This is a genomic window from Variovorax sp. E3 (assembly GCF_016082275.1).
GTDB lineage: Bacteria > Pseudomonadota > Gammaproteobacteria > Burkholderiales > Burkholderiaceae_C > Variovorax.
The window spans coordinates 1-25,230 of the sequence record NZ_MOWM01000118.1 but is presented as its reverse complement, the minus strand read 5'-3'; the positions used below and the strand labels follow the sequence as shown (position 1 = coordinate 25,230).

Here is a 25,230-nt window from a genome sequence, read left to right as displayed (position 1 = left end):
ACGCGACGGCAATGGATGCGCCGCCTGCCCCCACCCCTGCCCTCCCCCAGAGGGGGAGGGAGAAACGCAGGGTCACTCCAACGCTTCGCATGCCGCGACGATACGCGCGCATGCCTCTTCCAACTGTCCCAGCGACGTCGCATACGAGATGCGGAAATAAGGCGCCAGCCCGAACACGCTGCCCGGCACCACCGCCACCTCGAAGTCCTGCAGCAGGTAGCGGCAGAAGTCGCTGTCGCTCTGCAGCACCGCGCCTGCGCGCGTGCGCTTGCCCAGCACGCCGGCGCAGCTCGCGAAGGTGTAGAACGCGCCCTCGGGCACGCGGCAGCGCAGGCCCGGCGCGCGGTTCAGCGCGGCCACCACGAAGTCGCGGCGCGCCTGGAAGTCGGCGCAGCGCTCGGCCACGATGTCCTGCGGGCCGGTCAGCGCCTCGATGGCCGCGGCCTGGCTGATCGACGAGGGGCACGAGGTGGTCTGGCTCTGCACCACGGCCATGGCCGCGATCAGCGCGCGCGGACCCGCGCCGTAGCCGACGCGCCAGCCGGTCATGGCATAGGCCTTCGACACGCCGTTGATGGTCAGCGTGCGCTCGCGCAGGCGCGGTTCCACCGCCACGGGCGTGGCGAACGCGAGGCCGTCGTACAGGATGTGCTCGTAGATGTCGTCCGCCAGCACCCACACCTTCGGATGGCGCAGCAACACCTCGCACAGCGGCTGGAGCTGCGCGGCGCTGTAGGCCGCGCCGCTCGGGTTCGACGGCGAGTTCAGGAAGATCCAGCGCGTGCGCGGCGTGATCGCGGCCTCCAGCTGCGCGGCTTCCAGCCGGAAGCCGTTGGCCTCGGTGCAGGCCACCGACACCGGCACGCCGCCGCAGATCTGCACGATGTCGGCGTACGAGGTCCAGTACGGCGCGGGCAGGATCACCTCGTCGCCGGGGTTCAGGCTGGCCATCATCGCGTTGAAGATGACCTGCTTGCGCCCGCGCTCACGCTGATCTCGTCGAGCGCGAACTCCAGCGCGTTGTCGCGCCGGAACTTCAGCTGCACGGCGGCCTTCATGGCGGGGCTGCCGTCGAGCACCGTGTAGCGCGTGTCGCCGCGCCCGATGGCGCGCACCGCGGCGTCGCGCACGTTCTGCGGCGTGTCGAAGTCGGGCTCGCCCGCGCCCAGCACGATCACCGGGCGCCCGGCGCGCTTGAGCGCGTTGGCGTGGTCGGTGATGCGCAGGATCTCCGACACGCCGATGGCGCGCACGCGCTGCGCCGGCGCGAAGGCGCCTTCTGCCGGGGTGTCCGTGGTGGTCACTTGGGTCACTTGGTATAGGTCTCCAGCGGCTTGTCGTTGGGCTCGGCCATCAGCTGCTTGAGTGCCGCGCTCATCGGCAGGTTCAGGCTGGTGTTCTTCGGCGGAATGGCGGCGACGAACCACTTGGTGTAGATCTTCTCGAGCTCGCCGCTCTTCATCATGCGGCGCAGCGAGTCATCCACCGCAGCCTTGAAGGCGGGGTCGCCTTGCGGAACAGCAGCGCGATCGGCTCGGAGCCCAGCGCCTCGCCGACGATGCGGTACGACTCGGGGCTCTTCGAGTTCGCAATGATGCCGGCCAGCAGGTTGTCGTCGAGCACGAAGGCATCGGCGCGGCCCGACTCCAGGAGCAGGAAGCTCTCGAGGTGGTCCTTGCCCAGCATGGTCTTGTACGACACGTTCTGCGCGCGCTCGCGCTTGCGCAGCAGCTGCACGGCGGTGGTGCCGGTCGAGGCCGACACGTTGCGGCCGGCCAGCTGGTCGAGCGTGGTGATGCCCGAGTCGACCTTGGTGGCCATGCGCACTTCGCTCACGTACGTGGTCAGCGCAAAGGCCACCTGCTGCTGGCGCGCGGTGTTGTTGGTGGTGGGGCCGCAGCCGATGTCGAGCGTGCCGTTCTGCACCAGCGGAATGGTGTTCTGCGCGGTCACGGCCATGTACTCGAGCTTGGCCTGCGGCGCGATGTCCTTGAGCACGCGCTCGCACAGCTCGACGTGGTAGCCCACGAACTTGTCGCCCGCACCCAGCATGTAGGCCATGGGCGGCGAGGCTTCGCGCACGCCGAGCACGGCCTTGCCGCTGGTCTTGATCTTGTCGAGCGTGCCCGTGGCCGTCTGCGCATTGGCGCTGCCGCCGAACGCGAGCGCCAGCAGTGCCGCCGTGGCCATGGTCTTGAAGGGAATGTTCATGGTGTCCTCTGTCTCCGGGAGATAGTTTTTTGAATGGATGAATGAATGCACGAATGCATGCATGCATGCGGCCGCCCACCCGCCGCCGCAGTGCAAGACTGCGCGGCGGGCTCGGGCGAGCCATGGGAGGCGATCAGTCGCCGATATCGAACGTGACGCCCTGGGCGAGCGGCAACGCTGTCGAATAGTTGATGGTGTTGGTGGCGCGGCGCATGTACGCCTTCCAGCTGTCGGAGCCGGCTTCGCGACCGCCGCCGGTTTCTTTCTCGCCGCCGAAGGCACCGCCGATTTCGGCGCCGCTCGGGCCGATGTTGACGTTGGCGATGCCGCAATCGGAGCCCGCGCTCGACATGAAGCGCTCGGCCTCGCGCACGTTCAGCGTGAAGATCGACGACGACAGGCCCGCGCCCACCGCGTTGTGCCATTCGATGGCCTCGTCGAGCGAGTCGTAGCGCACCACGTAAAGAATGGGCGCGAAGGTCTCGCGCAGCACCGGGCCGTCATGCGACTTGAGCTCGACCAGCGCGGGGCGCACGTAGAACGCGTCCTTCGTGCCGATGCCCTCGACGCGCTGGCCGCCGTGCACCGTGGCGCCGACCTCGCGGCTTTCGCCGAGCGCCTTCTGCATGCCGTCGAAGGCCGCGCGGTCGATCAGCGGACCGACCAGCGTGCCGGCCTCGCGCGGGTCGCCGACCTGCACGTTGCCGTAGACCTTGGCCAGCTTGGGCACCAGTGCGTCGTACACGCTGTCGTGCACGAACAGGCGGCGCAAGGTGGTGCAGCGCTGGCCGGCCGTGCCCATGGCCGCGAAGGCGATGCCGCGCAGCGTGAGGTCCAGGTCGGCCGAGGGCGTGACGATGGCGGCGTTGTTGCCGCCGAGTTCGAGAATGGCGCGGGCAAAGCGCGCGGCCAGCTTCGGCCCCACCTGCTTGCCCATGGCGGTGGAACCGGTGGCCGAGAGGATCGGCACGCGGTGGTCGTCGACCAGCACTTCGCCGATGTCGCGCTGGCCCAGGAGCAGGCCCAGCAGGCCTTCGGGTGCGTCGCCGAAACGGGCGATGGCGCGCTGCGCGATGGCGTGCACGGCCAGCGCCGTGAGCGGGGTTTTCTCGGAGGGTTTCCACACCACCGAGTCGCCGCACACCAGCGCCAGCGCCGCGTTCCACGACCACACGGCCACGGGAAAGTTGAAGGCCGAGATCACGCCGCACACGCCCAGCGGGTGCCAGGTTTCCATCATGCGGTGCTCGGCGCGCTCGGTGGCCAGCGTGAGGCCGTAGAGCTGGCGCGACAGGCCCACGGCGAAGTCGCAGATGTCGATCATTTCCTGCACTTCGCCCGCGCCTTCGGACGGGATCTTGCCGGCCTCCAGCGTGACGAGGCGGCCCAGGTCGCGCTTGGCGGCGCGCAGCTCTTCGCCCAGCAGCCGCACCAGCTCGCCGCGGCGCGGCGCGGGCACGTTGCGCCAGGCCTTGTAAGCGGCATGCGCGCGGCCGATGGCGGCCGTGGCCTCGGCCGGCGTGGTCTGCGGCACCTGCGCGACCACCTCGCCGGTGACCGGCGAGCGCACCGTCAGCGCGCCGCCCGTGTGGGCTTCGCGGGGCACGCCCAGGCGCCCCAGCAGTTGTTCGACTTCGGTGGCAACGGGAAGGGAGGTGTGGGCTTCTGACATGTGCGCTCCGGCTGGGAGGAGGAGGAAGAAGAAAGGCGACAGGGCAAGGCTCGAAGCGGCCAATATCTGCGAATCCCGCGCGATTGCCTAGTGAAAATATGGAAGGACTTGATGCGTTTCGCGAAGGAACTCCCGCACGGCACCGTCCGCTAACGCACGAGCCGCAGGGCCGCCCAGACCCAGAGCGCCACCAGCACGCCATTGCTCACGGCGAACACCACGAGCCGGTGGATCACGTGGTTGTAGGTCAGGTGCACCACGCTGTGCACCACGCGCAGGGCCACATAGGCCCAGGCCAGGGCGACGGCCGCCGCGGAAGGCGTGGTCGCCACATAAGAGAGCAGGCACACCACATAGAACAGCAGCGGGAGCTCCAGCAGGTTCATGTAGTTGCGGTTGGGGATGCGCACCGCATCGGGCACGCCCGCCGATTCGCCGAGCCTGAAATCGTCCGGCCCGACCTCGCGGCGCATCGCCGCGCCGATGCGCTTGAAGGGAATCAGCAGCAGGACGAGGCCGGTCCAGGCCGCGAGGGCGAAGACGGGGTAGAGGATCGACGGGTTGTTCATGGGTGGCTCCTCGCGCGCATTGTCATGCGAAGCGAAAAGGCGGGACGCCGATCCGGTGCGGGTAGAGTGCGTCGAATGAAGTCCACTGCCAGTCTTGCCGCGTTCCTCCTGATCGCCACCGCCGCCCACGCCCAGGCGGGCTACGAGCAGTTGAGCCCGGCCGCGCGCAAGGCCTACGACGCCTGCACCGATGCCGCGGCATCCAAACCGACGACCGAGGGGGTTCGCATTGCGATGAGCACCTGCAATCGCCGCTTTCTCCCGGACGATCAAGCACAGGCGCCGGAGACCACCGAAGCCTTCGCCATCACGCTGGCTGAAGGCCTCAACAAGAGCGCAAAGGACAATCCACTGCCGGAAGATGTCCTGCGCATTTTTGCCAGGGCGATCGGCAAACAGGTCCTCGTCCAGTACGACGTGCGATCGGAGAGCTGGGGCCCGGACAGCCTGGCGCAGAGGCAGAAGTTCGAGCGCCTCACCAAGGACGCTTGCGAAACTTTGTCGGAAATTCCCGTATTCACCGCCGGTGGACTCTCGGTCACCTATTTCTACGATGACGAAAAGGGGAACCGGCTGCACACCCTGGTCATCAGCCAGAAGCAATGCGATGTCCTGCGGTATCGCTAGAAGCGAAACCTCGTCATTCAGCCCGGCGCGTCCGGCACGTTGATCCGCTGCGCCGCCGGCGAACTCGCCAGGCTCTGCGCCGGCCTTCTCAGCGTCGCGTCGAACGGATTGATCCTCGGCCCGATCGCCGCCGCCTCGCGCTTGAGCAGCTCCACCACCGTCGGCATGCGGTCGGCGTTGAGCCGGTCGGCGATGGTGCCCACGCTCAGCGCCGCCACCGCGCGGCCTTCGCGGTCGAGCACCGGCACGGCCACGCCGGCCATGCCTTCGAGCAGCCCGGTGTTGCGCCCCGCGTAGCCGGCCTGCCGCACGCGCTCGATCTCGGTGCGCAGGTAGACCTCGTCGTACACGCCGTACTCGCGCACGCGTGACAGGTTGAAGCGGATCACCTCCTCGCGCTCGGCCTCCGGCAGGAACGCGAGGATCGCCAGCGCGCCCTGCCCCACGCCCAGCGCAATGCGACCGCCGATGTCGCCTGTGAACGAGCGGATCGGAAACGGGCCTTCGCTGCGGTCCAGGCAGATGGCGTCGAAGCCGCTGCGCGCCAGCAGGAAGATGCTGTCGCCCAGGCTCGCGCACAGGCGCAGCAGCACCGGCCGGCAAATGGAGCGCAGGTCGCCGGGGTTGCCCGCGCTGGCGGCGAGCGCGAAGAAGTCGATGCTGAGCCGGTAGAGCTTGCTGCGCTCGTCCTGCTCGACCATGCCCTCGGCCATGAGCGACTGCAGCAAACGGTGCGTGGTGGCCTGGGTCAGGCCCACGGAACGTGCAATCTGGGTCACGCGGCCGCCTTCGGCCTGCACCGCGCCGAGCGCGCGGATCACCGAAAAGACGCGTGGCACGCCGCCGCTGGCCGCCGAGGCCGTCGATGGGGTTTCCATACCTTCCTCCTGTGGAATTTCAATCATTGCCTTTGGCCATGATATTCCATTGATCGGAATAAATTAAAGAAAGATTCTGATTAATGGAATACCCGAGGCGATCTGGCGCAATCGTTGCAATAGAGTGAACTGAAAGCAGCACGCTGTCCATGGCATGCACCAAGGTGAAACAAGGTGCCCCAAGCCATCTTTTCGCCCACGCAGAAAGGCCTGTTCCATGTCGTTCCTCCGTCTCACCGACGTGACCAAGTTCTACGGCGCCACCCGCGCCGTGTCGGCCATGAACCTTGCGGTGGAGAAAGGCGAGTTCGTCTCGCTGCTGGGCCCCTCGGGCTGCGGCAAGACCACCACGCTGCAGATGGTGGCGGGCTTCGAGGCCGTGTCGAGCGGCCGCATCGAGCTCGCGGGCAAGGACATCACGCACGCCAAGGCCAACACGCGCGGCCTGGGCATCGTGTTCCAGACCTATGCGCTGTTCCCGCACATGACGGTGGCCGACAACGTGAGCTTCGGCCTGGAGATGCGCAAGATGCCCAAGGCCGAGCGCAGCGAGCGCGTGAAGCAGGCACTGGCGCTGGTGCACCTGGACCCGCACGCCGCGCGCTACCCGCGCGAGCTGTCGGGCGGCCAGCGGCAGCGCGTGGCGCTGGCCCGCGCGCTGGTGATCGAGCCGCCGGTGCTGCTGCTCGACGAGCCGCTGTCCAACCTGGACGCCAAGCTGCGCGAAGAGATGCAGTTCGAGCTGCGCCAGATCCAGCGCAAGGTCGGCACCACCACGGTGATGGTCACGCACGACCAGAGCGAGGCCATGTCCATCAGCGACCGCGTGGTGGTGATGGAAGGCGGCTGCGCCACGCAGATCGACCGTCCGCAGCGCGTGTACGAGCACCCGAGCACGCGCTTCATCTCCACCTTCGTGGGCAAGGCCAACCTGCTGGACTGCCGCGTGTCCGGCAGCGGCGCCACGCGCACCTGCGTGGAAGTCGGCGCGCTCTCGCTCGACGTGGACGACACGGGCTTCAGCGTCGACGCCGCCGCGCTGCTGAGCGTGCGACCCGAGAAACTGCAGCTGGTGCCGCAAGGCCGCGGCCGCCTCGACGGCGAGGTGGTCGAGCGCTTCTTCCTGGGCAGCCAATGGCTCTATCGCGTCGCCACGCCGGTCGGCGACCTCACGGTGCTGAGCCCCAACGACGGGCGCGACGCGCTCGAAGAAGGCGGGCGCACCGGCATCGACTGGCCCGCGCACTGCATGCGCCTGCTGCCCGCCGATGCCACTGAAAAGGCCGTGGCCGCATGAGCGCCCTCAAGAGCAAGGCCACCCCGTGGTGGCTCTCCGGCCCCGCGCTGCTGCTGTTCACGGCGCTGCTGCTGGTGCCGCTCGCGCTCACGGCGGTGCTGTCGTTCAACGTGTACGACCCGGCCACGGGCCCCAAGGCCGGCGAGTTCACGCTCGACCACTACGCACAGGTGTTCTCCGACTCGTATTACCTGGGCATCTTCTGGCGCACCTTCTGGGTGTCGGGCCTGGTCACGCTGATCTGCGTGCTCGTCGGCGCGCCCGAGGCCTATGTGCTCAGCCGCATGCGCAACCCGTGGCGCTCGGTGCTGCTGCTGGTGGTGCTGGCGCCGCTGCTGGTGTCGGTGGTGGTGCGCGCCTTCGGCTGGAGCATGCTGCTGGGCCCCGAGGGCGCGGTGAACGGCCTGCTGCAGCTGGTGGGCATCGGCCCGGTGAAGATCCTCTACACCAACGCCGCGGTGGTCATTGCGCTGGTGCACGTGATGCTGCCCTTCATGGTGATTCCGGTGTGGACGTCATTGCAGAAGCTCGACCCCGGCGTGGAGAACGCCGCGCTGTCGCTCAACGCCACGCCCTTGACCACGCTGCGGCGCATCGTGCTGCCGCAGGTGATGCCCGGGATTCTTTCGGGCAGCCTGATCGTGTTCGGCCTGGCTGCGAGTTCGTTCGCCATTCCGGGGCTGCTCGGCGGGCGCCGGCTGAAGATGGTCGCCACCATCGTCTACGACGAATACCTCAGCGAGCTCAACTGGCCGCTGGGCGCCGCCGTCGCGCTGGTGCTGCTGGTGGCCAACCTGGTCGTGATGCTGAGCTACAACCGGCTCGTCGAAGGCCGCTACAAGAAAGCGCTGGGCTGAAGCGATGAACAAGAACGGCCCCATCGCCCTCGCGTTCAACGCGCTCGTCATCACCTTCATGCTGGCGCCGCTGGTGGTGGTGTGCATCGTGGCGTTCACGCCCGAGAACACGCTGACCATTCCGACCACCAGCTTTTCGCTGCGCTGGTTCAAGGCGGTGTTCGCACACCCCGACTTCATGCAGTCGTTCTGGAACAGCCTGTGGCTCGCGCTGAGTTCGGCCACCATCGCGACGCTGCTCGCGGTGCCGGCCGGCATGGCGATCACGCGCTACGAGTTTCCGGGGCGCGACTTCCTCAACGGCCTTTTCTTGTCGCCGCTGATCGTGCCGCACCTGGTGCTGGGCGTGGCGCTGCTGCGGCTTTTTGCGCTGGTGGGCGGCACGGGCAGCTTCGGCTGGCTGGTGATGGCGCATGCGCTCATCGTCACGCCCTACACGCTGCGGCTGGTGGTGGCGGCGCTGGTGGGGTTCGACCGCAGCGCCGAGCAGGCCGCGCTGTCGCTGGGCGCGAGCCAGGCCACGGTGTTTCGCCGCATCACGCTGCCGATGATCCTGCCGGGCGTGACGGGCGGCTGGATGCTGGCCTTCATCAACAGCTTCGACGAAGTGACGATGTCGATCTTCGTCACCGCGCCGAGCACGGTGACGCTGCCGGTGCGCATGTACATGTACGCCACCGAATCGATCGACCCGCTGATGGCTGCGGTGTCGGCGCTGATGGTGGCGGTGACGGCCTTCGCGATGGTGCTGCTCGACCGCATCTACGGGCTCGACCGCGTGCTGGTGGGACGCAGATAAAAAATGACGACGACTTCTTCATCACACGCACTGCTGCACCGCGTGGCCGAGAAAACCGGGCGCCAGGCCGTGCCCTTCACGCTCGACGGCGCACCGGCCAGCGCGCTGGCCGGCGACACGGTGCTGACGGCCGTGCTCACGCAATCGGGCCAGTTGCGCCGCAACGAATTCAGCGGCCTGCCGCGCGCGGGCTTCTGCATGATGGGCGCCTGCCAGGACTGCTGGATCGCCACGGACGAAGGCGAGCGGCTGCGCGCCTGCTCGACCTTCATCGCGCCGGGCATGGCGTTGGTTACCGGAAAGAACGGCGCATGACGACGGCACGCGACGACATCCGCCCCGTGATCGTCGGCGCCGGCCCGGCCGGCGTGCGTGCGGCGCAGACGCTGGTGGCGCACGGGCTGCGGCCGACGGTGATCGACGAGGCCCCGCGCGCCGGCGGCCAGATTTATCGCCGACCGCCCGCCGGGCTCGCGCAGCGCACGGCACGCACGCTCTACGGTTTCGAGTCGAAGCGCGCCGACGGCGTGCACGCGGCCTTCGACGCGCTGCAGGGCCGCATCGACCACCACCCCGACAGCCTCGTGTGGAACGCGCAGGACCACGGGCTCGACGTGATGCACAACCCGACGCGAAGCAACCGTCGCGTGCCTTACAGCCATCTGATCGTGGCGACCGGTGCCACCGATCGCGTGCTGCCGGTGCCGGGCTGGACCTTGCCCGGCGTGTACACGCTGGGCGGCGCGCAGGTGGCGCTCAAGTTCCAGGGCTGCGCCATCGGGCAGCGCGTGGTGTTCATGGGCACCGGGCCGCTGCTGTACCTGGTGGCGTACCAATATGCCAAGGCGGGCGTGAAGGTGGCCGCGGTGCTCGACACCGCGCGCCTGGCCGACCAGCTCGCGGCCACGCCCGCGATGCTGACGCAGCCCGCCGTGTTCGCCAAGGGCGTGTACTACGTCGGCTGGCTGCGCGCGCACGGCGTGCCGCTGCACGGCGGCGTGCGTCCGCTGCGCGTGCTCGGCGACGAGGCACAGGGCCGCGTCACCGGCGTGGCCTGGCAGTACGGCGGCAAGGAACGCACGCTGGATTGCGACGCGGTCGGCTTCGGCTACGCGCTGCGCTCCGAGACGCAACTGGCCGACCTGCTCGGCTGCCGCTTCGACTACGCGCCGCTGCATCGCGCGCACCTGCCCGTGCGCGACGCGGCGGGCCGCGCCAGCGTCGACGGCGTGTACCTCGCGGGCGACGGCGCCGGCATCATGGGCGCAGACGCGGCCGAGTGGGCCGGCGAGCGCGCGGCGCTGGCACTGCTTGCGGACAACGGCGTGGCCGTCGACACCGCGCGCGCCGCTGAACTCGAGCGCAAGCTCGACAGGATCACCGGTTTTCGCCACGGCCTGGAGCGCGCCTTCCCCGTGCCGGGCGACTGGGCCGCGCACGCGCCCGACGACCTCGTGGTCTGCCGCTGCGAGAACGTCACGGCCGGCACGCTGCGCCAGGCGGTCGCAAGCGCGGGCGCCAGCGAGCTGAACCGGCTCAAGGCCTTGTCGCGCGTCGGCATGGGCCGCTGCCAGGGCCGCATGTGCGGCGTGGCGGCGGCGGAGATTCTTGCGCATGCCACGCAGCAGCCGCTGCAGCAGGTCGGCCGGCTGCGCGGGCAGGCGCCGATCAAGCCGATTCCGATCCGGCTCGTGCCCGCCGAAGGAACCGGCGCATGAGCAGCATCAAGAAACTGCAGACCGACGTTGCCATCGTCGGCGGCGGCATCGTCGGCGCTTCGGCCGCGCTCGCGCTGCGGCGCATGGGCCTGGGCGTGGTGCTGCTGGAGCGGGACTTCTGCGGTTCGCGCTCCAGCGGCGTGAACTTCGGCGGCGTGCGGCGACAGGGCCGGCCGGTGAGCCAGCTGCCGCTGGCACAACGCGCGCACCGCATCTGGGGCAGCCTGCCCGAGCTGCTGGGCACCGACGGCGAGTACGTGCGCTCGGGCCACTTCAAGATCGCGCGCAGCGAGTCCGACATGGCGTCGCTGGAGCGCTACCGCGCGCTCAGCAGCGACTTCGACCTGGGCCTGGAGCTGATCTCCGCCGCGCGCCTGCGCACGCAGGCCCCGTGGCTCGGCACGCGCGCCATGGGCGGCTCGCTGTGCATCGAGGACGGGCAGGCCAACCCGCGCCTCGTGTCGCCCGCCTTTGCCTTGGCGGCACGCCGCGCCGGCGCACAGGTCTTCGAGCGCCACCAGGTCGACGAGGTGGCGCACGACGGCGCGCTGTTCACGGTGCGCTCGGGCAACGCGCTCGAAGTGCAGGCGCCGGTGCTGCTCAACTGCGCGGGTGCGTGGGCCGGCGCCATCGCCAGCCAGTTCGGCGAGACCCCGCCGATGCGCTCGCGCAGCCCGCTGATGGCCGTGACCGAACCGGTGCCGCACTTCATGGCGTGGAGCCTGGGTGTCGAAGGCGGCGGCATCTATTGTCGGCAGGTGCGCGCGGCAACCTCGTGCTCGGCGGCGGCACCGGGCTCACGCTCGACGCCGACCGCGCGCGCGCCGAGCGCGACGGCATCGCCACGCTCGCGATGCAGGCGGTCGAGCTGCTGCCCGCGCTGCGCCATGCGCACATCATCCGCACCTGGGGCGGCACCGAGGGCTACCTGCCCGACCGCGAACCGGTGCTCGGCCCCAGCCGCACCACGCCCGGCCTGTACCACGGCTTCGGCTTCGCGGGCGCGGGCTTCCAGATCGGCCCGGCCGCCGGCGAGGTGCTGGCCGAGCTGGCGCGCGACGGCCGCAGCGACACGCCCATCGACGCCTTCGCCATCGAACGCTTCGACAACGAAGCCCCTGTTTCCACGCGACCCCTCGCAGTTTCTTCCTCCCCCACCTGAACCTGATTGGAGAGCATCACCATGTCCCGCACCGCCAAGTCACCCAAGCCCCTGAAGTCCGCCCTTCTTCTTGCCGCGCTGCTCGCGGCCGCCGGCACGGCCGGCGCGCAGACCAAGACCCTCTACATCGGCATGAACGGCGGCACCATGGAGAAGGCGTACACGCAGTACGTGTTCCCGGCCTCGAGAAAGCCTACGGCGCCAAGGTGGTGGTGGTGCCGGGCACCTCGTCCGACATCCTCGCGAAGGCGCAGGCCAACAAGGACAAGCCGCAGATGCACGTGATGTTCCTGGACGACGGCATCATGGTGCGCGCCATCGGCATGGGCCTGTGCCAGAAGCAGAAGCCCAGCCAGTCGCTCAGCGAGATCTACCCGGCCGCGCGCTTCAAGGACGACATGGCCAGCGGCGTGAACCTGGGCATGACGGGCCTGGCCTACAACGCCAGGATGTTCAAGGAGAAGGGCTGGGCGCCGCCCACTTCGTGGATGGACCTGGCCGATCCCAAGTTCAAGGGCAAGGTGGTGTTCCAGTCGATGTCGTCCTCGTCGTTCGGGCTGCACGGCTTCCTGATGTTCAACCGCATCCAGGGCGGCAACGACAGGAACGTGGAGCCGGGCTTCAAGGCCTGGCCCACCACCATCGGCCCGAACGTGCTGGAGTACATCCCGAGTTCGGCCAAGCTGTCGGAGATGGTGCAGACCGGCGAGGCCGCGATCTTTCCGCTGACGCCCACCGCCGTGGCCGCGCTCAAGTCCAAGGGCATTCCGGTCGAGTACGCGCCGCCCAAGGAAGGCGCGGTGGTGCTGATGGTGGGCCAGTGCGTGATCGCCAACAACAGCGAGCCCGAGCTGTCGCAAAAGCTCGCCGAGTTCCTGCTGAGCCCGGTGGCGCAGGCCAACGTGCTGCAGTACGGCGCGCAGATCCCCAGCAACCCCAAGACCCCCGCCGAAGGTGAAGGCGCGGCGCAGGTGGCGGACGTCACCAAGTGGATGAAGACCGCCGTCACCATCGACTGGGAAAGCATCAACGCGAACCGCCCGGCATGGAACGCGCGCTGGAACAAGACGATCGAGAAGTAAGCCTGTTCCGGCAAAAGGCGCCGGCGCAACCGGCCGGCGCCGCCCTTCTTTCTCTGCTTGTTCAGCGGTTGTCTTCGACGATCCAGCCCGCGGCCTTCTCGGCCATCATCAATGTCGGGCTGTTGGTGTTGCCGCTGGTGATGGTGGGCATGGCGCCCGCATCGACCACGCGCAGGCCGCGCACACCGCGCACGCGCAGCCTGGAGTCGAGCACCGCCATGGGGTCGCCGTCGCCGCCCATCTTGGTGGTGCCGACCGGATGGAAGATGGTGGTCGCGATGTCGCCCGCCAGCCGCGCCAGGTCTTCGTCGGTCTGGTATTGCACGCCGGGCTTCCACTCCTGGGGCTTGTACTTGGCGAGCGCGGGCTGCGAGGCGATGCGGCGCGTCACGCGCAGCGAGTCGGCCGCCACCTTGCGGTCTTCGTCGGTGCTCAGGTAGTTGGGCGCGATGGCCGGCGCGTCTTCGAAGCGCTTGCTCTTGATGCGCACCGCACCCCGGCTCGTGGGGTTGAGGTTGCACACGCTCGCGGTGAAGGCCGGAAAGCTGTGCAGCGGATCGCCGAAGGCATCGAGCGACAGCGGCTGCACGTGGTACTGCAGGTTGGGCCACTCATGCTCGGGCGAGCTGCGCGTGAAGGCGCCCAGCTGCGAAGGCGCCATGCTCATCGGGCCGCTGCGCTTGAGCAGGTATTCGAGCCCGATCTTCGCCTTGCCGACCATCGACGAAGCCAGCACGTTGAGCGTGGGCGCGCCGTCGATCTTGTAGACCGCGCGGATCTGCAGATGGTCTTGCAGGTTGGCGCCGACACCGGGCGCGTCGAGCACCACGTCGATGCCGTGCTGGCGCAGCAGCTCCGCCGGGCCGACGCCCGACAGCTGCAGGATCTGCGGCGAGCCGATGGCGCCCGCGCTCAGCACCACCTCGCGCGAGGCGAGCGCGGTGGTGGTCTCGGTGCCGTTCCACACCTCGGCGCCGGTGCAGCGGCGGGTGCCGTCGGCCAGCGTCTCGAACAAGAGGCGCGACACCTGCGCGCCGGTCCACAGCTCGAAGTTGGGCCGGCCGTAGCAGGTCGGGCGCAGGAAGGCCTTGGCGGTGTTCCAGCGCCAGCCGTTCTTCTGGTTGACCTGGAAGTAGCCCACGCCCTCGTTGCTGCCGCGGTTGAAGTCGGTGGTGTGCGGCACGTCGGCCTGGGCCGCGGCCTCGGCGAAGGCGTCGAGGATGTCCCAGCGCAGGCGCTGCTTCTCGACGCGCCACTCGCCGCCGCGCCGTGCATCTCGTCGGCGCCCAGGTAGAAGTCTTCGTGTTTCTTGAAGGCCGGCAGCACGTTCTGCCAGCGCCACGCGTCGTCGCCCGTGAGCTGCGCCCACTGCTCGTAGTCGCGCGACTGGCCGCGCATGTAGATCATGCCGTTGATGCTGGAGCTGCCGCCCAGCGTCTTGCCGCGCGGGTAGCGCAGCACGCGGCCGTTGAGGCCCGCGTCGGGCTCGGTGCTGTAGAGCCAGTCGGTGCGCGGATTGCCGATGCAATACAGGTAGCCGACCGGAATGTGGATCCAGTGGTAGTCGTCCTTGCGGCCGGCCTCGATGAGCAGCACGCGCTTGCTCTTGTCGGCGCTGAGCCGGTTGGCCATGAGCGAGCCGGCGGTGCCGGCCCCGATGATGATGTAGTCGAATTGGTTCTCGCTCATGGCGTTGTGCTTGTCTCTCTTTTTTGTTCGACGGAAAACCGGGGCGAAACGGCGGCGCCCCTCGCGCCGCCCCGCATGCTACTTGGCCGTCGGCATCACGAACTCGGCGCCCTTGCCGATGCTCTCGGGCCAGCGCTGCATGACCGACTTCTGCTTGGTGTAGAAGCGCACGCCCTCTTCGCCGTAGGCGTGCATGTCGCCGAACAGCGAACGCTTCCAGCCACCGAAGCCGTGCCAGGCCATGGGCACGGGAATCGGCACGTTGATGCCGACCATGCCCACCTGGATGCGGCGGCTGAATTCGCGTGCCACGTTGCCGTCGCGGGTGAAGCAGCTCACGCCGTTGCCGAACTCGTGCGCGTTGACCAGGTCGACCGCGTCCTTGAAGTTGGCCACGCGCACGCAGCTGAGCACCGGGCCGAAGATTTCTTCCTTGTAGATGCGCATCTCGGGCGTGACGTTGTCGAACAGCGTGCCGCCCATCCAGAAGCCGTCGCCGCAGCCTTCGCCGGCCTTGTTGCCGTCGAACTTGCGCCCGTCGACCAGCAGCTTCGCGCCTTCCTTCTCGCCCAGGTCGATGTAGCCGGTGATGCGTTCGTGCGCGGCGCGCGTGACGATCGGGCCCATCTCGGCGGCGAGGTTCGTGCCGTTGAGCACTTGCAGCGTCTTGGTGCGTTCGATCAGCTTGGGAATGATCTTGTCGGCCACGTCGCCCACCAGCACCGCCACCGAGATGGCCATGCAGCGCTCGCCGGCAGAGCCGTAGCCCGCGCCGATCAGCGCGTCGACGGTCTGGTCGATGTCGGCGTCGGGCAGCACCACCATGTGGTTCTTCGCGCCGCCCAGGGCCTGCACGCGCTTGCCGTGGCGCGCGCCGGTTTCGTAGATGTAGTTGGCGATGGGCGTGGAGCCCACGAAGCTGATCGCCTTGACGTCGGGGTGCTCCAGCAGCGCGTCGACCGCGGCCTTGTCGCCCTGCACCACGTTGAACACGCCGTCGGGCAGGCCGGCTTCCTTCAGCAGCTCGGCCATGCGCAGCGACGCGCTCGGGTCGGTCGGGCTGGGCTTGAGCACGAAGGTGTTGCCCGCGGCAATGGCCACCGGGAACATCCACATCGGCACCATCACCGGGAAGTTGAACGGCGTGATGCCGGCGACCACGCCCAGCGGCTGGCGCAGCGTCCAGTTGTCGATGCCGGTGGAGACCTGGTCGGTGAAGTCGCCCTTGAGCAGCTGCGGAATGCCGCAGGCGAACTCGACGATGTCGATGCCGCGCGAGACCTCGCCCTGCGCGTCGGTGAAGACCTTGCCGTGCTCGGCGGTGATGAGGTGGGCCAGCTCGTCCTTGTGCTCGTTGAGCAGCTGCAGGAACTTGAACATGACGCGCGCGCGGCGAATGGGCGGGGTGTCGGCCCAGGCCGGGAAGGCGGCTTGCGCGGCAGCCACGGCGGTGGAGACCTGCGCCACGTCGGCCAGGCCGACCTTGCCGGTGACCGCGCCGGTGGCGGGGTTGGTCACGTCCTGCGTGCGGCCGGAGGTGTTGGCGGCGGGCTTGCCGGCGATGAAATGGTCGATGGAGGTGGTCATGAAGAGGGCTTTCGCGTGACGTGATCGAGGGAGGAGTGCAATCAGTTTAGGCAGCGTGCCCCTTCGCGCCTAGACGCGATACTTGAACTTATTGTTCGCCATGGCGAACAATGCAAGCATGAAACCCCAAAATATCGAGTCGCTCTGGACCCACCTGCACTGGCTCACGGTGCTGGCGCAGCAGGGCAGCTTCACGGCCGCCGCCCTGCGCCTGGGCGTGAGCAAGGCGGCCATGAGCCAGCGCATCGCCGAGCTGGAGCGCGCGGCCGGCGCGCCATTGGTGCAGCGCACAACGCGCAGCGTGCGGCTCACGGAAGCGGGCCAGCGGCTGGTGGAGGACATGCGCGTGCCGTTCGAGCAGATCGCGCACAGCTTCGCGGGGGTGCGCGACCTTGCGGGCGTGCCGCGCGGGCTGGTGCGAGTGACGGCGCCGGTGGCGTTCGCGCGGCAGCAGCTGGTGCCGCGGCTGGCGGACTTTCTGCGCGCGCAACCCGAGGTGCGGCTGGAGCTCGATCTGTCCGACCGGCTGAGTTCGCTGGCGATGGAAGGCTTCGACCTCGCGATCCGCCACACGGCCGCGCCGCCCGACACGCACGTGGCGTGGACGCTGTGCGAAACCCGTTCGGTGCTGGTGGCCAGCCGCGCCTACCTGCGCCGCCGCGGCACGCCGCGCGAGCCGCAGGCGCTGGCGACGCACGACTGCCTGCACTACCCGCGCGCGCAGGACACGCCGACCTGGCATTTCGAGGCGGCAAAGGCTTCGGCCCCGCGCATCACGGTGCCGGTGTCGGGGCCGCTGGTAGCGAACAACAGCGAGGCGTTGCGCGACGCGGCGTTGAGCGGGCTCGGCATTGCATTGGTGCCGGACTTCAGCGCGCAGGCCGCGCTGCAGTCGGGCAAGTTGCAGCAGGTGCTGCCGCAGTGGCGCTCGGTCGGCGCGTTCGGCGAGCGGCTGTATGCAATCCGCCCCTATGCCACGCACGTGCCGCAGGCCGTGACGGCGTTCGTGGCCTGGCTGCGCGAGGCGTTGGCGGAAGGGTTTGCGGCCTGAAGGTCTTGTTCGGGGCGCGTGCCCAACCATGGCCTGAAGAAAACATGAAGAAACGGCGTGCCGCCCTACGCCAACGAGGGGTCTGCAACACCACATCCGCGGATGCACCCGGTTACGATGCGCGCTTCGCACCCTGGTTTTTGTTTACTTTCCCGTTCATCCGCCTTATGTCTCCTGCCACATCGCCTGCCGACGCTTCAGCCGCCGACAGCGCGTGGCCCCGCGTCGGGCAGCAGGAACAGGACGGGCGGCAATGGACGGTGGCCAGCGGCCGCTGGACCACGCTGGCGATGTCGTCCAAGCCGGCCTGGCTGGCGCTGTCGAAGAGCCTGGAAGCCGCGCCGCCGGCTGACGACCGCGCCTGGGACCTGCGCCCGATCCAGCAGCTCGACCACATCGGCGCGCAGCTGCTGTGGGACCACTGGCGTCACCAATGGCCCGCCACGCTCGAGATGGAGCCGAAGCACAAGGCCGTGCTGGACCAGGTGGCGCAGTACACCGTCGCCACCCCCGAAGAACCCGCGCCGACGCTGAACGACCGCGTGCGCGAGTTCTCGCACAACGGGCCGCGCGCGATGATCGTGATGCGCGACTTCACCGGGCTGATCGGCCAGCTCGCGCTCGACGTGGGCCGGTTGATCCGCGCGCCGCACCGCGGACCGTGGCGCGATTTCTCGGGCCATCTCTATCAGTTCGGCGCCACGGCGCTGCACATCACGGCGCTGGTCGGGCTGCTGATCGGCGTGGTGCTGGCCTACCTGATCTCGCAGCAGCTGCGCCAGTACGGCGCCGAGACCTTCGTGGTGAACATCCTCGGGCTCTCGCTGATCCGCGAGCTGGGGCCGGTGCTGGCGGCCGTGCTGATCGCCGGTCGCTCGGGCTCGGCCATCACGGCGCAGATCGGCGTGATGCGCGTGACCGAAGAGCTCGACGCGATGCGCGTCATGGGCATTCCGCACGGCTTTCGCCTGGTGATGCCGCGCGTGCTGGCGCTGGCCATTGCCATGCCGTTGATCAGCCTGTGGACCTCGATGGCGGCGCTCGCGGGCGGCATGCTCGCGGCCGACGCGGCGCTCGATATTTCGCCGGCCTACTTTCTCTCGGCGCTGCCGCGCGCGGTGCCGATCTCGAACCTGTGGCTGGCCATGGCCAAGTCGGCGGTGTTCGGCGTGCTGATCGCGCTGATCGGCTGCTACTTCGGCATGAAGGTCAAGCCCAACACCGAGAGCCTGGGGCGCGGCACCACCTCGTCGGTCGTGACCTCGATCACCGCGGTGATCCTGGTGGACGCGCTCTTCGCCGTGCTCTTCAAGGGCATCGGGTTCCGGGGATGACGCCATGAGCATGCCCGTGCGCCCCGACACCGACACCACCGTGGTGGACATCCGCGGCCTGTGGACGGTGTTCAAGAACGCCGAAGGCGAGCAGGTGGTGCATCGCGACCTGCAGCTGCACATCGACCGCGGCGAAGTGCTGTCGCTGGTGGGCGGCTCGGGCACCGGCAAGACGGTGCTGCTGCGCCAGATCCTCGGGCTGGAGAAACCCACGCGCGGCAACGTCGAGGTGCTGGGCCAGGAGCCCGGCGAGCTCAGTGCCTCGGGCGCGGCCAACGTGGGCATGCTGTTCCAGCACGGCGCGCTGTTCTCGGCCTTCAGCGTGCTGGAGAACATCGCCTTTCCGCTGCGCGAACTGAAGCTGCTGCCCGACGAGCTGATCCGCCACGCGGCGCTGGTGAAGCTGCAAATGGTGGGCCTGGAGCCCCGGCACGCCAACATGAGTCCGTCGGACCTGTCGGGCGGCATGATCAAGCGCGTGGCGCTGGCGCGCGCGCTCATCATGGACCCGCCGCTGCTGCTGCTGGACGAACCCACGGCCGGCCTCGACCCGGAGGCGTCCGACAGTTTCTGCGACCTGCTGCGCGGCCTGCACCGCGAGCTGGGCCTGACGGTGGTGATGGTCACGCACGACCTGGACACGCTGTTCGACCTGAGCACCCGCATCGCGGTGCTGGCCGACCAGAAGGTGATCGTCACCGGCACGGCGCGCGAGGTCATCGCGTACCCGCACCCCTTCATCCACGAATATTTTCTCGGCGGGCGCGGCCAGCGCGCCCTGGAAGCCCTGCATGACAAACCCGCCGACGCATCGATCCCATCGCCGCAGCCCGCCTCCGGGGCGAGCCGCTGAAAGGTAGGTAGCCACCATGGAAAACAAGGCCCATGCCCTCGCCGCCGGCGCCTTCGTGCTCGGCCTGATCGCCGCGCTCGTCGCGCTGGTGATCTGGTTCACGCGCGACAACACCGTGCGCAACGTCTACGAGCTGTCCACGCGCGAGGCCGTGAGCGGCCTGCAGCCGCAGGCCATGGTGCGCTACCGCGGCATCGCGGTGGGCAAGGTGGCGTCGATCGACTTCGACCCCAAGGTCAAGGGCAATGTGCGCGTGCGCATCACGGTCGACGAGCGCGTGCCGCTCACCACCTCGAGCTTTGCCACGCTGAGCTACCAGGGCGTGACCGGCCTGGCCTTCATCGCGCTGGACGACAAGGGCGAGTCGACCGTGTCGCTCAAGCCGGACAACGACGACCCGCCGCGCATCCCGCTCAAGCCGTCGATGCTCGCGCAGCTGCAGGACCGCGGCGAGGCCATCATCAACCAGGTCGAGGAAGTGACCAAGCGCGCCAACACGCTGCTGAGCGACTCCAACCAGAAGCGCGCGGCCGACGCGCTGGACAACATCGCGGCCGCCTCGGCCAGCGCCAACACGCTGCTCAAGACGCTGGACAACACCGTGAAGACCGGCCTGAACCCCGCGCTGACCAAGCTGCCCGACACGCTGGGCTCGGTGAAGAAGGCGGCCGGCGACGTTTCGCGCGTGGCCAACAACTTCAACACCACCGTGGGCCGGCTGAACGCGCCCGACGGTCCGGTCGAGCGGCTGAGCGACGGCACCAAGGCGCTGGCGCAGGCGGTCGATTCGTTCAACGCGGCCACGCTGCCGCGCGTGAACCGCGTGGCCGACGACACCTCGCACGCCGTGCGCCGGCTGGGCCGCGCGGCGGACAGCATCAACGACAACCCGCAATCGCTGCTGTTCGGCAACGGCGGCGCGGCCGCGGGCCCGGGCGAGCCGGGCTTCAGCGCGCCGGCCGCGACGCGCCACTGAGGGAAGGCCACCATGACCATGAACGCCAATCGATTCTTGACGACGACCTCGCGCGGCCGCCGCATCGCGGCCGCAACGCTGGCCATGGGCTTCGCGCTGCTGGCCGCCGGCTGCGGCGCGCTGCCCGACAAGCCCGCGCGCTCGACGCTGTACGACTTCGGCCCCGGCGCCATGGCGGCGGCGGCAAGCGCCGACACGCCCCCGGCCGCGATGCGGCCCACGCTGGCGCTGGCCGAGTTCGAGACCAACAGCCGGCTCGACGGCACGCAGATTCTTTATCGCTCGGCTACGCGGACGCCAACGAACTGCGCCCCTACGGCCAGTCGCGCTGGAGCCAGCAGCCCGCGCAGTTGCTGCGCCAGCGGCTGCGCGACGTGCTGTCGGAGCGCCGCATGGTGCTCGGCCCGGAAGAAAGCGCCACCATTTCGCGCAGCAAGGGCGAAGTGCCCGACACGCTGCGCATCTCGCTCGACGAGTTCAGCCACTACTTCGATTCGGCCAGCGCCAGCGGCGGCCTGGTGCGCCTGCGCGCCACGCTGATCCGCGCCACCCCGGCCGGCGACCGCGTGCTGGGGCAGCGCCTGTTCACCGTGCGCAGCCCCGCGCCCAGCGCCGATGCGCCCGGCGGCGTGAAAGCGCTGATCGCCGCCAGCGATTCGGTGGTGGCCGAGCTCGTGCAGTGGGTCGACCAGTTGCAGCAGCAACAGCCCCGGCAGTAATCTCCGGAACGGAGGATCCTCGCCATGAACGCAACACGCATCGTCGGCATCCTGCTGATCGTGGCAGGGCTTGCAGCCCTGAGCCTCGGCAGCTTCAGCTTCACCAAGGAAACCCACCAGGCCAAGCTCGGGCCGCTGGAGTTTTCGGTGAAGGAGAAGGAAACGGTCAACCTGCCCGCGTGGGCGGGGGTGGCCGTGATCGTGGTGGGTGGGGCGCTGGTGTTGCTGGGTGGGAAGAAGGGCTGAGGCGTCTTCCTTTTTTTCGCACTTCAGTCACCCGCGGGCGCCGTCGCGGCGCTCAGCTTCCGCCCGACTGCCTCCACCATCCGGTCGCCCAGCACGAGCTGGCCGTGCGTTGAAATATGGGTGTCGTTGGGAAAGTAGAAGTCTTTCATCTTCACCTTTTCTTCCACAGCGAAGGTGAAGAGGTCGGGCCCCAGATCGGTCTTGCGCAGCGCCTCGACGAAGGCTTGCGAATGCGACGGCTCCAGGTAGGTGGTCCATTTGTTCGGCACCACCATCCACATGACAGGCACGCGCGCATGCGCCTGCGTGAAGGCCTGCATCTGCGCCAGATGCATCGGCGTGATCTCTCCCAATTGCTGGTCGGCCCTCAGGAACAGCGCCATGTCGCAGCGACGATGACTGAAAAGCAGGCATCCGTTTTCCACGGGCAAGGCCTGGGCCTGTTGGTCGCAGTCATGGCGCGCCTTGCCGGCAATGGCCGCGCGGGTACAGCGGGCCGTGAGCCAGCCTGAAACGATCTGCGCATCCCAGTTCAGGGCAAAGCCGGGCACATGGTCGGGCGGCGGAGAGAGCGGTTCAGCACGGGCGGTGAGCGGCGCCGTCATGTCGCCGCACTTGCGCGAGTTGTCGAGCCGCAGCGCGACCAGGCGCTCCACGCTTTCGGCGATCACCAGCTTGCCGCGAAAGCCCGCCGCCGCGAGCCAGTCGTCGAAGTTGTCGCACAGTCTGTTGTCGATTGAATCCCAGAATATCGTCGTCACGGCGAGCCCCTTCTGGGCCAGCCGTGACTGCCAGAGGTGCGTGGACGAAAAGCTGTCGCCGATCACCAGGATTTCGGCCTTCTCGATGGGGGCCGCTTCCAGCAGTTCGGCAGCAACATGCGGAGGTTCGATGCGCCAGCCGAAATCACGGTCGGAGATGCGGCCGATGCGCGCCAGGTCGCCGTAGGGAATGGGCGTGACCAGCGTCTGGAACAACAAGCCCGTGTAGACAGCAAAGCCCGTCAGAAATATCGACAACCAGAGTTTTGCGGGTGCCATCTAAGGAATAGGGTGAGCGGAAGCGCGAGCAGGCGGCGCCTCTTGGCGGGCGAGAGTTTAGACCGTCGTTCCAGCAGGGTCTGCCCGGCTTCAGCCCATGCCCGCCAGCAGCTTCGGCAACAGATCTTCCGAAGCCCCCCGCAACACCACCGACGCCGCATCGTCCAGATGCGGCAGCGGCTCCAGGTTCAGCGTGATGAGCCGCGCCCCGTGCGACAGCGCCGTCTGCGGCAGCTCGGCCGCCGGGTAGACGATGGTGGTGCTGCCCACCACCATGAACAGATCGCACTCCTGCGCCGCCACCTGTGCGTCGAGCAGCACGCCGCCGTTCAGCATCTCGCCGAACATCACGACGTCGGGCCGCGCGTGCGAGCCGCAGCGCAGGCAGCGGTGAAAAGGCCAGGGGCCGTTGCGGTTGCCGCAGTGGTCGCAGCGCCAGCGGCGCAGCGAGCCGTGCAGCTCCAGCACGTCCTGGCCGCCCGCCAGCGTCAGCAGGCCGTCGACGTTCTGCGTGACCAGCCGGGTGGCGGGGCGCAGCCGCTGCAGCGTCGCGAGCGCGGCGTGGCCCGGGTTGGGCTGCGCCGACTCGATCACCGACATGCGCTGCGCCCAGAACCTGGTGAAGCCGGCCGGGTCGCGCGCCAGGTCTTCGGCGTGGGAAAACTGCAGCGCGTTCTGGCTCTTCCAGAGGCCGTCGGCGTCGCGATAAGTCGGAATGCCGGAGGCGCGGGACAGGCCGGCGCCCGAGAACACGACGATGCGCCGGGCATCGCGCAGCAGCCGGGCGGCTGCCTGCAGGGCTTCGAAGAGGGAGGTGTTGTCTGGTGTGACGGGCGTCATCGCTCTGGTTTGGGGGAATTCGCGGTAGCGGCGAGGGGAATGGCGGCGGCGCCCAGGCGCTGCGACACGGTGCCCGCGCAGGCCTTGAGCGCGCGGGAAATCTCGCCGTCCCACGCGGTGTCGAAGATGCCGGCCGGGCCGATGGCCGTGACGGCCAGCACGATGGCGCCCGTGTGGTCGAACACCGGCGCGGCCATGGCGCTCACGCCCTCGATGACCTCGCCGTCGGAGCGGCTGATGCCGTGGTCGCGCACTTCCTGCAGCTGGCGCTCGAAGTCGCTCCACGACGGCAGCGGCTGCACGGCCGGCATGCCGGGCGGGGGCGCGGGCTCGGCGCCCTTGCGCTGCTTCTGGCGCTGGCGCTCTTCCTCGAGCAGCCGGCGCACCACCTCGGCGTCGAGATAAGTGGCGAAGACGCGGCCCGAGGCCGTATGGGTCAGCGAGAACACCGTGCCGTGTCGCATGTTCACGTGCACCGGCGACGGCGACTCGGCCGTGCGCACGATGGTGGCGCCGCGCGCGCCCCACACGGCCAGCGCCACGGTGTGGCCGATCTGCTGCGCGAGCTGGCCGATCAGCGGCGTGGCGATGTGCACCGGGTCGGCCTGCTGCAGGCTGATGAGCCCCAGTTGCAAGGCGAGCGGCCCAAGCAGATAGTGGCCGCTGGCGCGGTCCTGCTCGATGAGGCCCAGGCGCCCGAAGCTGACCATGTACGGGTGCGCCTTGGCGGGCGTCATGTCGGCCTCGCGCGCCAGGTCCTTCAGCGCCATGGGCCGGCCGTGGTGCACCAGCGCCCGCAGCAGCTGGCCGCCGACCTCGATGCTCTGGATGCCGCGCTGGGCGCGGTCGGTGTCAGTGGCCATGGCTGCCTTGGCGTCCGGTTGTTCGTTCATGAAGAAGGGATTAGACATTAACTGATCCGGCGCTTACACTGCGGAAATTCGTTAACCGCAAATTCGTTCGCCTTAAACGAATCCCAAAACCCACCCCACCGACGGAGACACCCGATGAGCCAAGCCAAGAAATTCGCCAGCCAGGCCGACATGGAAGAGAAGAAGATCACCTTCAGCCAGATCTCCGAACATGCCTGGGCCTACACCGCCGAGGGCGACCCCAACACCGGCATCATCATCGGCGACGACTGCGTGCTGGTGGCCGACACCCAGGCCACGCCCGCCATGGCGGCCGACGTGGTGCGCCGCATCCGCGAGGTGACCGACAAGCCCATCAAGTACGTGGTGCTCACGCACTACCACGCGGTGCGCGTGCTGGGCGCGGCGGGCTACGGTGCCGAGCACGTGCTGGCCAGCCAGGACACGCGCGACCTGATCGTCGAGCGCGGCGAGGAAGACAAGGCCAGCGAAATCGGCCGCTTCCCGCGCCTGTTCCAGAACGTCGAGACGGTGCCCCCGGGCCTGACCTGGCCCACCATGACCTTCACCGGCAAGATGACGCTGTGGCTCGGCAAGCTCGAAGTGCAGCTGATCCAGCTGGGCCGCGGCCACACCAAGGGCGACACCGTCGTCTGGCTGCCGCAGGAGCGCACGCTGCTGTCGGGCGACCTGGTCGAGTTCGGCGCCACGCCGTACGCCGGCGACGCCTACTTCAAGGACTGGCCGCAAACGCTGGACAACATCGCCGCGCTCAAGCCCGTGGCGCTGGTGCCGGGCCGCGGCGCCGCGCTGACCACGCCGCAGGCCGTGGCCGAGGGCCTGACGGGCACGCGCAACTTCATCTCCGACGTGTACGCCAGCGTGCAGGAGGGCGTGAAGGCCGGGCGCGACCTGAACGCGGTCTACAAGGAGACCTACGAGAAGCTCAAGCCCAAGTACAGCCAGTGGGTGATCTTCGACCACTGCATGCCGTTCGACGTGAGCCGTGCGTACGACGAGGCCTCGGGCCACGCGGACCCGCGCGTGTGGACGGCGCAGCGCGACATCGACATGTGGAAGGCCCTGGAGGGCTGATTGCATTGCTCCCTCCCTTCGGGGGAGGGCTGGGGTGGGGGCAGGCAGAGCGTCCG

General features: G+C 68.8%; 22 protein-coding genes and 5 pseudogenes. 15 read left to right on the top strand and 12 right to left on the bottom strand.

Features of this window, described 5'->3' with window-relative positions; translation table 11 throughout:
- Nucleotides 1–72 precede the first annotated feature (72 nt).
- From BMG07_RS29500 to BMG07_RS29485, 5 genes and pseudogenes are all read right to left on the bottom strand, one after another.
- Nucleotides 73–1,304, bottom strand: a pseudogene (locus tag BMG07_RS29500) (pyridoxal phosphate-dependent aminotransferase).
- Nucleotides 1,305–1,309: 5 nt separating this feature from the next.
- Complete coding sequence (locus BMG07_RS45130) at nt 1,310–1,465, bottom strand: hypothetical protein (RefSeq protein WP_374221341.1); 156 nt, start codon at nt 1,463–1,465, stop codon at nt 1,310–1,312.
- 183 nt (nt 1,466–1,648) lie between these two features.
- Nucleotides 1,649–2,052 (bottom strand): annotated as a pseudogene (locus BMG07_RS45125) (transporter substrate-binding domain-containing protein); the annotation flags it as partial.
- A gap of 292 nt (nt 2,053–2,344) precedes the next feature.
- Entirely contained in the window at nt 2,345–3,883 is a 1,539-nt protein-coding gene (locus tag BMG07_RS29490; protein WP_198087518.1) for an aldehyde dehydrogenase family protein, read from the bottom strand.
- A gap of 149 nt (nt 3,884–4,032) precedes the next feature.
- Nucleotides 4,033–4,452, bottom strand: a complete 420-nt coding sequence (locus BMG07_RS29485) for an MAPEG family protein (protein WP_198087517.1) — start codon at nt 4,450–4,452, stop codon at nt 4,033–4,035.
- 75 nt (nt 4,453–4,527) lie between these two features.
- Here BMG07_RS29485 and BMG07_RS29480 point away from each other — a divergent pair, with 75 nt between their 5' ends.
- The gene (locus BMG07_RS29480) at nt 4,528–5,079 is read left to right on the top strand and encodes a hypothetical protein (RefSeq protein WP_198087516.1); all 552 of its coding nucleotides are present in this window, start codon (nt 4,528–4,530) and stop codon (nt 5,077–5,079) included.
- A 17-nt stretch (nt 5,080–5,096) separates the two neighbouring features.
- Here BMG07_RS29480 and BMG07_RS29475 read toward each other — a convergent pair whose 3' ends face one another.
- Both BMG07_RS29475 and BMG07_RS43070 read right to left on the bottom strand, forming a co-directional pair.
- The gene (locus BMG07_RS29475) at nt 5,097–5,957 is read right to left on the bottom strand and encodes an IclR family transcriptional regulator (protein WP_198087515.1); all 861 of its coding nucleotides are present in this window, start codon (nt 5,955–5,957) and stop codon (nt 5,097–5,099) included.
- Nucleotides 5,958–5,976: 19 nt separating this feature from the next.
- Entirely contained in the window at nt 5,977–6,108 is a 132-nt protein-coding gene (locus BMG07_RS43070) for a hypothetical protein (RefSeq protein WP_269759532.1), read from the bottom strand.
- Between the two features lie 66 nt (nt 6,109–6,174).
- On the opposite strand from BMG07_RS43070, the gene BMG07_RS29470 reads away from it, so the two are divergent.
- The 7 genes and pseudogenes from BMG07_RS29470 (at nt 6,175) to BMG07_RS29440 (ending at nt 12,872) form a co-directional block, all read left to right on the top strand.
- The gene (locus tag BMG07_RS29470) at nt 6,175–7,254 is read left to right on the top strand and encodes an ABC transporter ATP-binding protein (RefSeq protein WP_198087514.1); all 1,080 of its coding nucleotides are present in this window, start codon (nt 6,175–6,177) and stop codon (nt 7,252–7,254) included.
- Nucleotides 7,251–8,111 carry an ABC transporter permease gene (locus tag BMG07_RS29465; RefSeq protein WP_198087513.1) on the top strand — a complete coding sequence of 287 codons (861 nt, stop codon included), beginning with the start codon at nt 7,251–7,253 and terminating at the stop codon, nt 8,109–8,111. Before BMG07_RS29470 ends, BMG07_RS29465 begins: the two co-directional genes overlap by 4 nt.
- A gap of 4 nt (nt 8,112–8,115) precedes the next feature.
- Nucleotides 8,116–8,910, top strand: coding sequence for an ABC transporter permease (locus tag BMG07_RS29460; RefSeq protein WP_198087512.1), 795 nt, complete (start codon nt 8,116–8,118; stop codon nt 8,908–8,910).
- 3 nt (nt 8,911–8,913) lie between these two features.
- The gene (locus BMG07_RS29455) at nt 8,914–9,225 is read left to right on the top strand and encodes a (2Fe-2S)-binding protein (RefSeq protein ID WP_198087511.1); all 312 of its coding nucleotides are present in this window, start codon (nt 8,914–8,916) and stop codon (nt 9,223–9,225) included.
- Entirely contained in the window at nt 9,222–10,628 is a 1,407-nt protein-coding gene (locus BMG07_RS29450; RefSeq protein WP_198087510.1) for an FAD/NAD(P)-binding oxidoreductase, read from the top strand. The genes BMG07_RS29455 and BMG07_RS29450 overlap by 4 nt, the downstream gene beginning before the upstream one ends.
- A pseudogene (locus BMG07_RS29445) lies at nt 10,625–11,790 on the top strand (NAD(P)/FAD-dependent oxidoreductase). The gene BMG07_RS29450 and the pseudogene BMG07_RS29445 overlap by 4 nt, the downstream one beginning before the upstream one ends.
- Nucleotides 11,791–11,811: 21 nt before the next feature.
- Nucleotides 11,812–12,872, top strand: a pseudogene (locus BMG07_RS29440) (ABC transporter substrate-binding protein).
- Between the two features lie 61 nt (nt 12,873–12,933).
- Here BMG07_RS29440 and BMG07_RS29435 read toward each other — a convergent pair.
- Both BMG07_RS29435 and BMG07_RS29430 read right to left on the bottom strand, forming a co-directional pair.
- A pseudogene (locus tag BMG07_RS29435) lies at nt 12,934–14,561 on the bottom strand (GMC family oxidoreductase).
- A gap of 78 nt (nt 14,562–14,639) precedes the next feature.
- Nucleotides 14,640–16,148 (bottom strand): CoA-acylating methylmalonate-semialdehyde dehydrogenase, encoded by a 1,509-nt coding sequence (locus BMG07_RS29430; RefSeq protein WP_198087509.1) that lies wholly within the window; start codon nt 16,146–16,148, stop codon nt 14,640–14,642.
- Between the two features lie 118 nt (nt 16,149–16,266).
- Between BMG07_RS29430 and BMG07_RS29425 the strand changes: the two genes are divergently transcribed.
- The 6 genes from BMG07_RS29425 to BMG07_RS29400 all read left to right on the top strand — a co-directional run bounded on the left by BMG07_RS29425 (nt 16,267) and on the right by BMG07_RS29400 (nt 21,327).
- On the top strand, nt 16,267–17,199 hold the full coding sequence (locus tag BMG07_RS29425) for a LysR family transcriptional regulator (RefSeq protein WP_198087508.1): 933 nt from the start codon (nt 16,267–16,269) through the stop codon (nt 17,197–17,199).
- Between the two features lie 167 nt (nt 17,200–17,366).
- Nucleotides 17,367–18,533 (top strand): ABC transporter permease, encoded by a 1,167-nt coding sequence (locus tag BMG07_RS29420; RefSeq protein WP_198087507.1) that lies wholly within the window; start codon nt 17,367–17,369, stop codon nt 18,531–18,533.
- 4 nt (nt 18,534–18,537) lie between these two features.
- Nucleotides 18,538–19,386 carry an ABC transporter ATP-binding protein gene (locus tag BMG07_RS29415; RefSeq protein ID WP_198087506.1) on the top strand — a complete coding sequence of 283 codons (849 nt, stop codon included), beginning with the start codon at nt 18,538–18,540 and terminating at the stop codon, nt 19,384–19,386.
- Between the two features lie 16 nt (nt 19,387–19,402).
- Complete coding sequence (locus BMG07_RS29410; RefSeq protein ID WP_198087505.1) at nt 19,403–20,362, top strand: MlaD family protein; 960 nt, start codon at nt 19,403–19,405, stop codon at nt 20,360–20,362.
- Between the two features lie 350 nt (nt 20,363–20,712).
- A complete protein-coding gene (locus BMG07_RS43065) occupies nt 20,713–21,081 on the top strand; it encodes an ABC-type transport auxiliary lipoprotein family protein (RefSeq protein ID WP_269759531.1) in 369 nt (122 codons plus the stop codon).
- A 24-nt stretch (nt 21,082–21,105) separates the two neighbouring features.
- On the top strand, nt 21,106–21,327 hold the full coding sequence (locus BMG07_RS29400; protein WP_198087504.1) for a hypothetical protein: 222 nt from the start codon (nt 21,106–21,108) through the stop codon (nt 21,325–21,327).
- Between the two features lie 23 nt (nt 21,328–21,350).
- On the opposite strand, the gene BMG07_RS29395 is transcribed toward BMG07_RS29400, so the two are convergent.
- The 3 genes from BMG07_RS29395 to BMG07_RS29385 form a co-directional block, all read right to left on the bottom strand.
- Nucleotides 21,351–22,346: a hypothetical protein gene (locus BMG07_RS29395; protein ID WP_198087503.1), complete on the bottom strand. Its 996-nt coding sequence runs from the start codon at nt 22,344–22,346 to the stop codon at nt 21,351–21,353.
- Between the two features lie 111 nt (nt 22,347–22,457).
- Nucleotides 22,458–23,207 carry a Sir2 family NAD-dependent protein deacetylase gene (locus BMG07_RS29390; RefSeq protein ID WP_198087502.1) on the bottom strand — a complete coding sequence of 250 codons (750 nt, stop codon included), beginning with the start codon at nt 23,205–23,207 and terminating at the stop codon, nt 22,458–22,460.
- The gene (locus BMG07_RS29385) at nt 23,204–24,100 is read right to left on the bottom strand and encodes an IclR family transcriptional regulator (RefSeq protein WP_269759530.1); all 897 of its coding nucleotides are present in this window, start codon (nt 24,098–24,100) and stop codon (nt 23,204–23,206) included. The genes BMG07_RS29390 and BMG07_RS29385 overlap by 4 nt, the downstream gene beginning before the upstream one ends.
- A gap of 114 nt (nt 24,101–24,214) precedes the next feature.
- On the opposite strand from BMG07_RS29385, the gene BMG07_RS29380 reads away from it, so the two are divergent.
- A complete protein-coding gene (locus BMG07_RS29380) occupies nt 24,215–25,174 on the top strand; it encodes an MBL fold metallo-hydrolase (RefSeq protein WP_198087501.1) in 960 nt (319 codons plus the stop codon).
- The last annotated feature ends 56 nt before the right edge of the window (nt 25,175–25,230 follow it).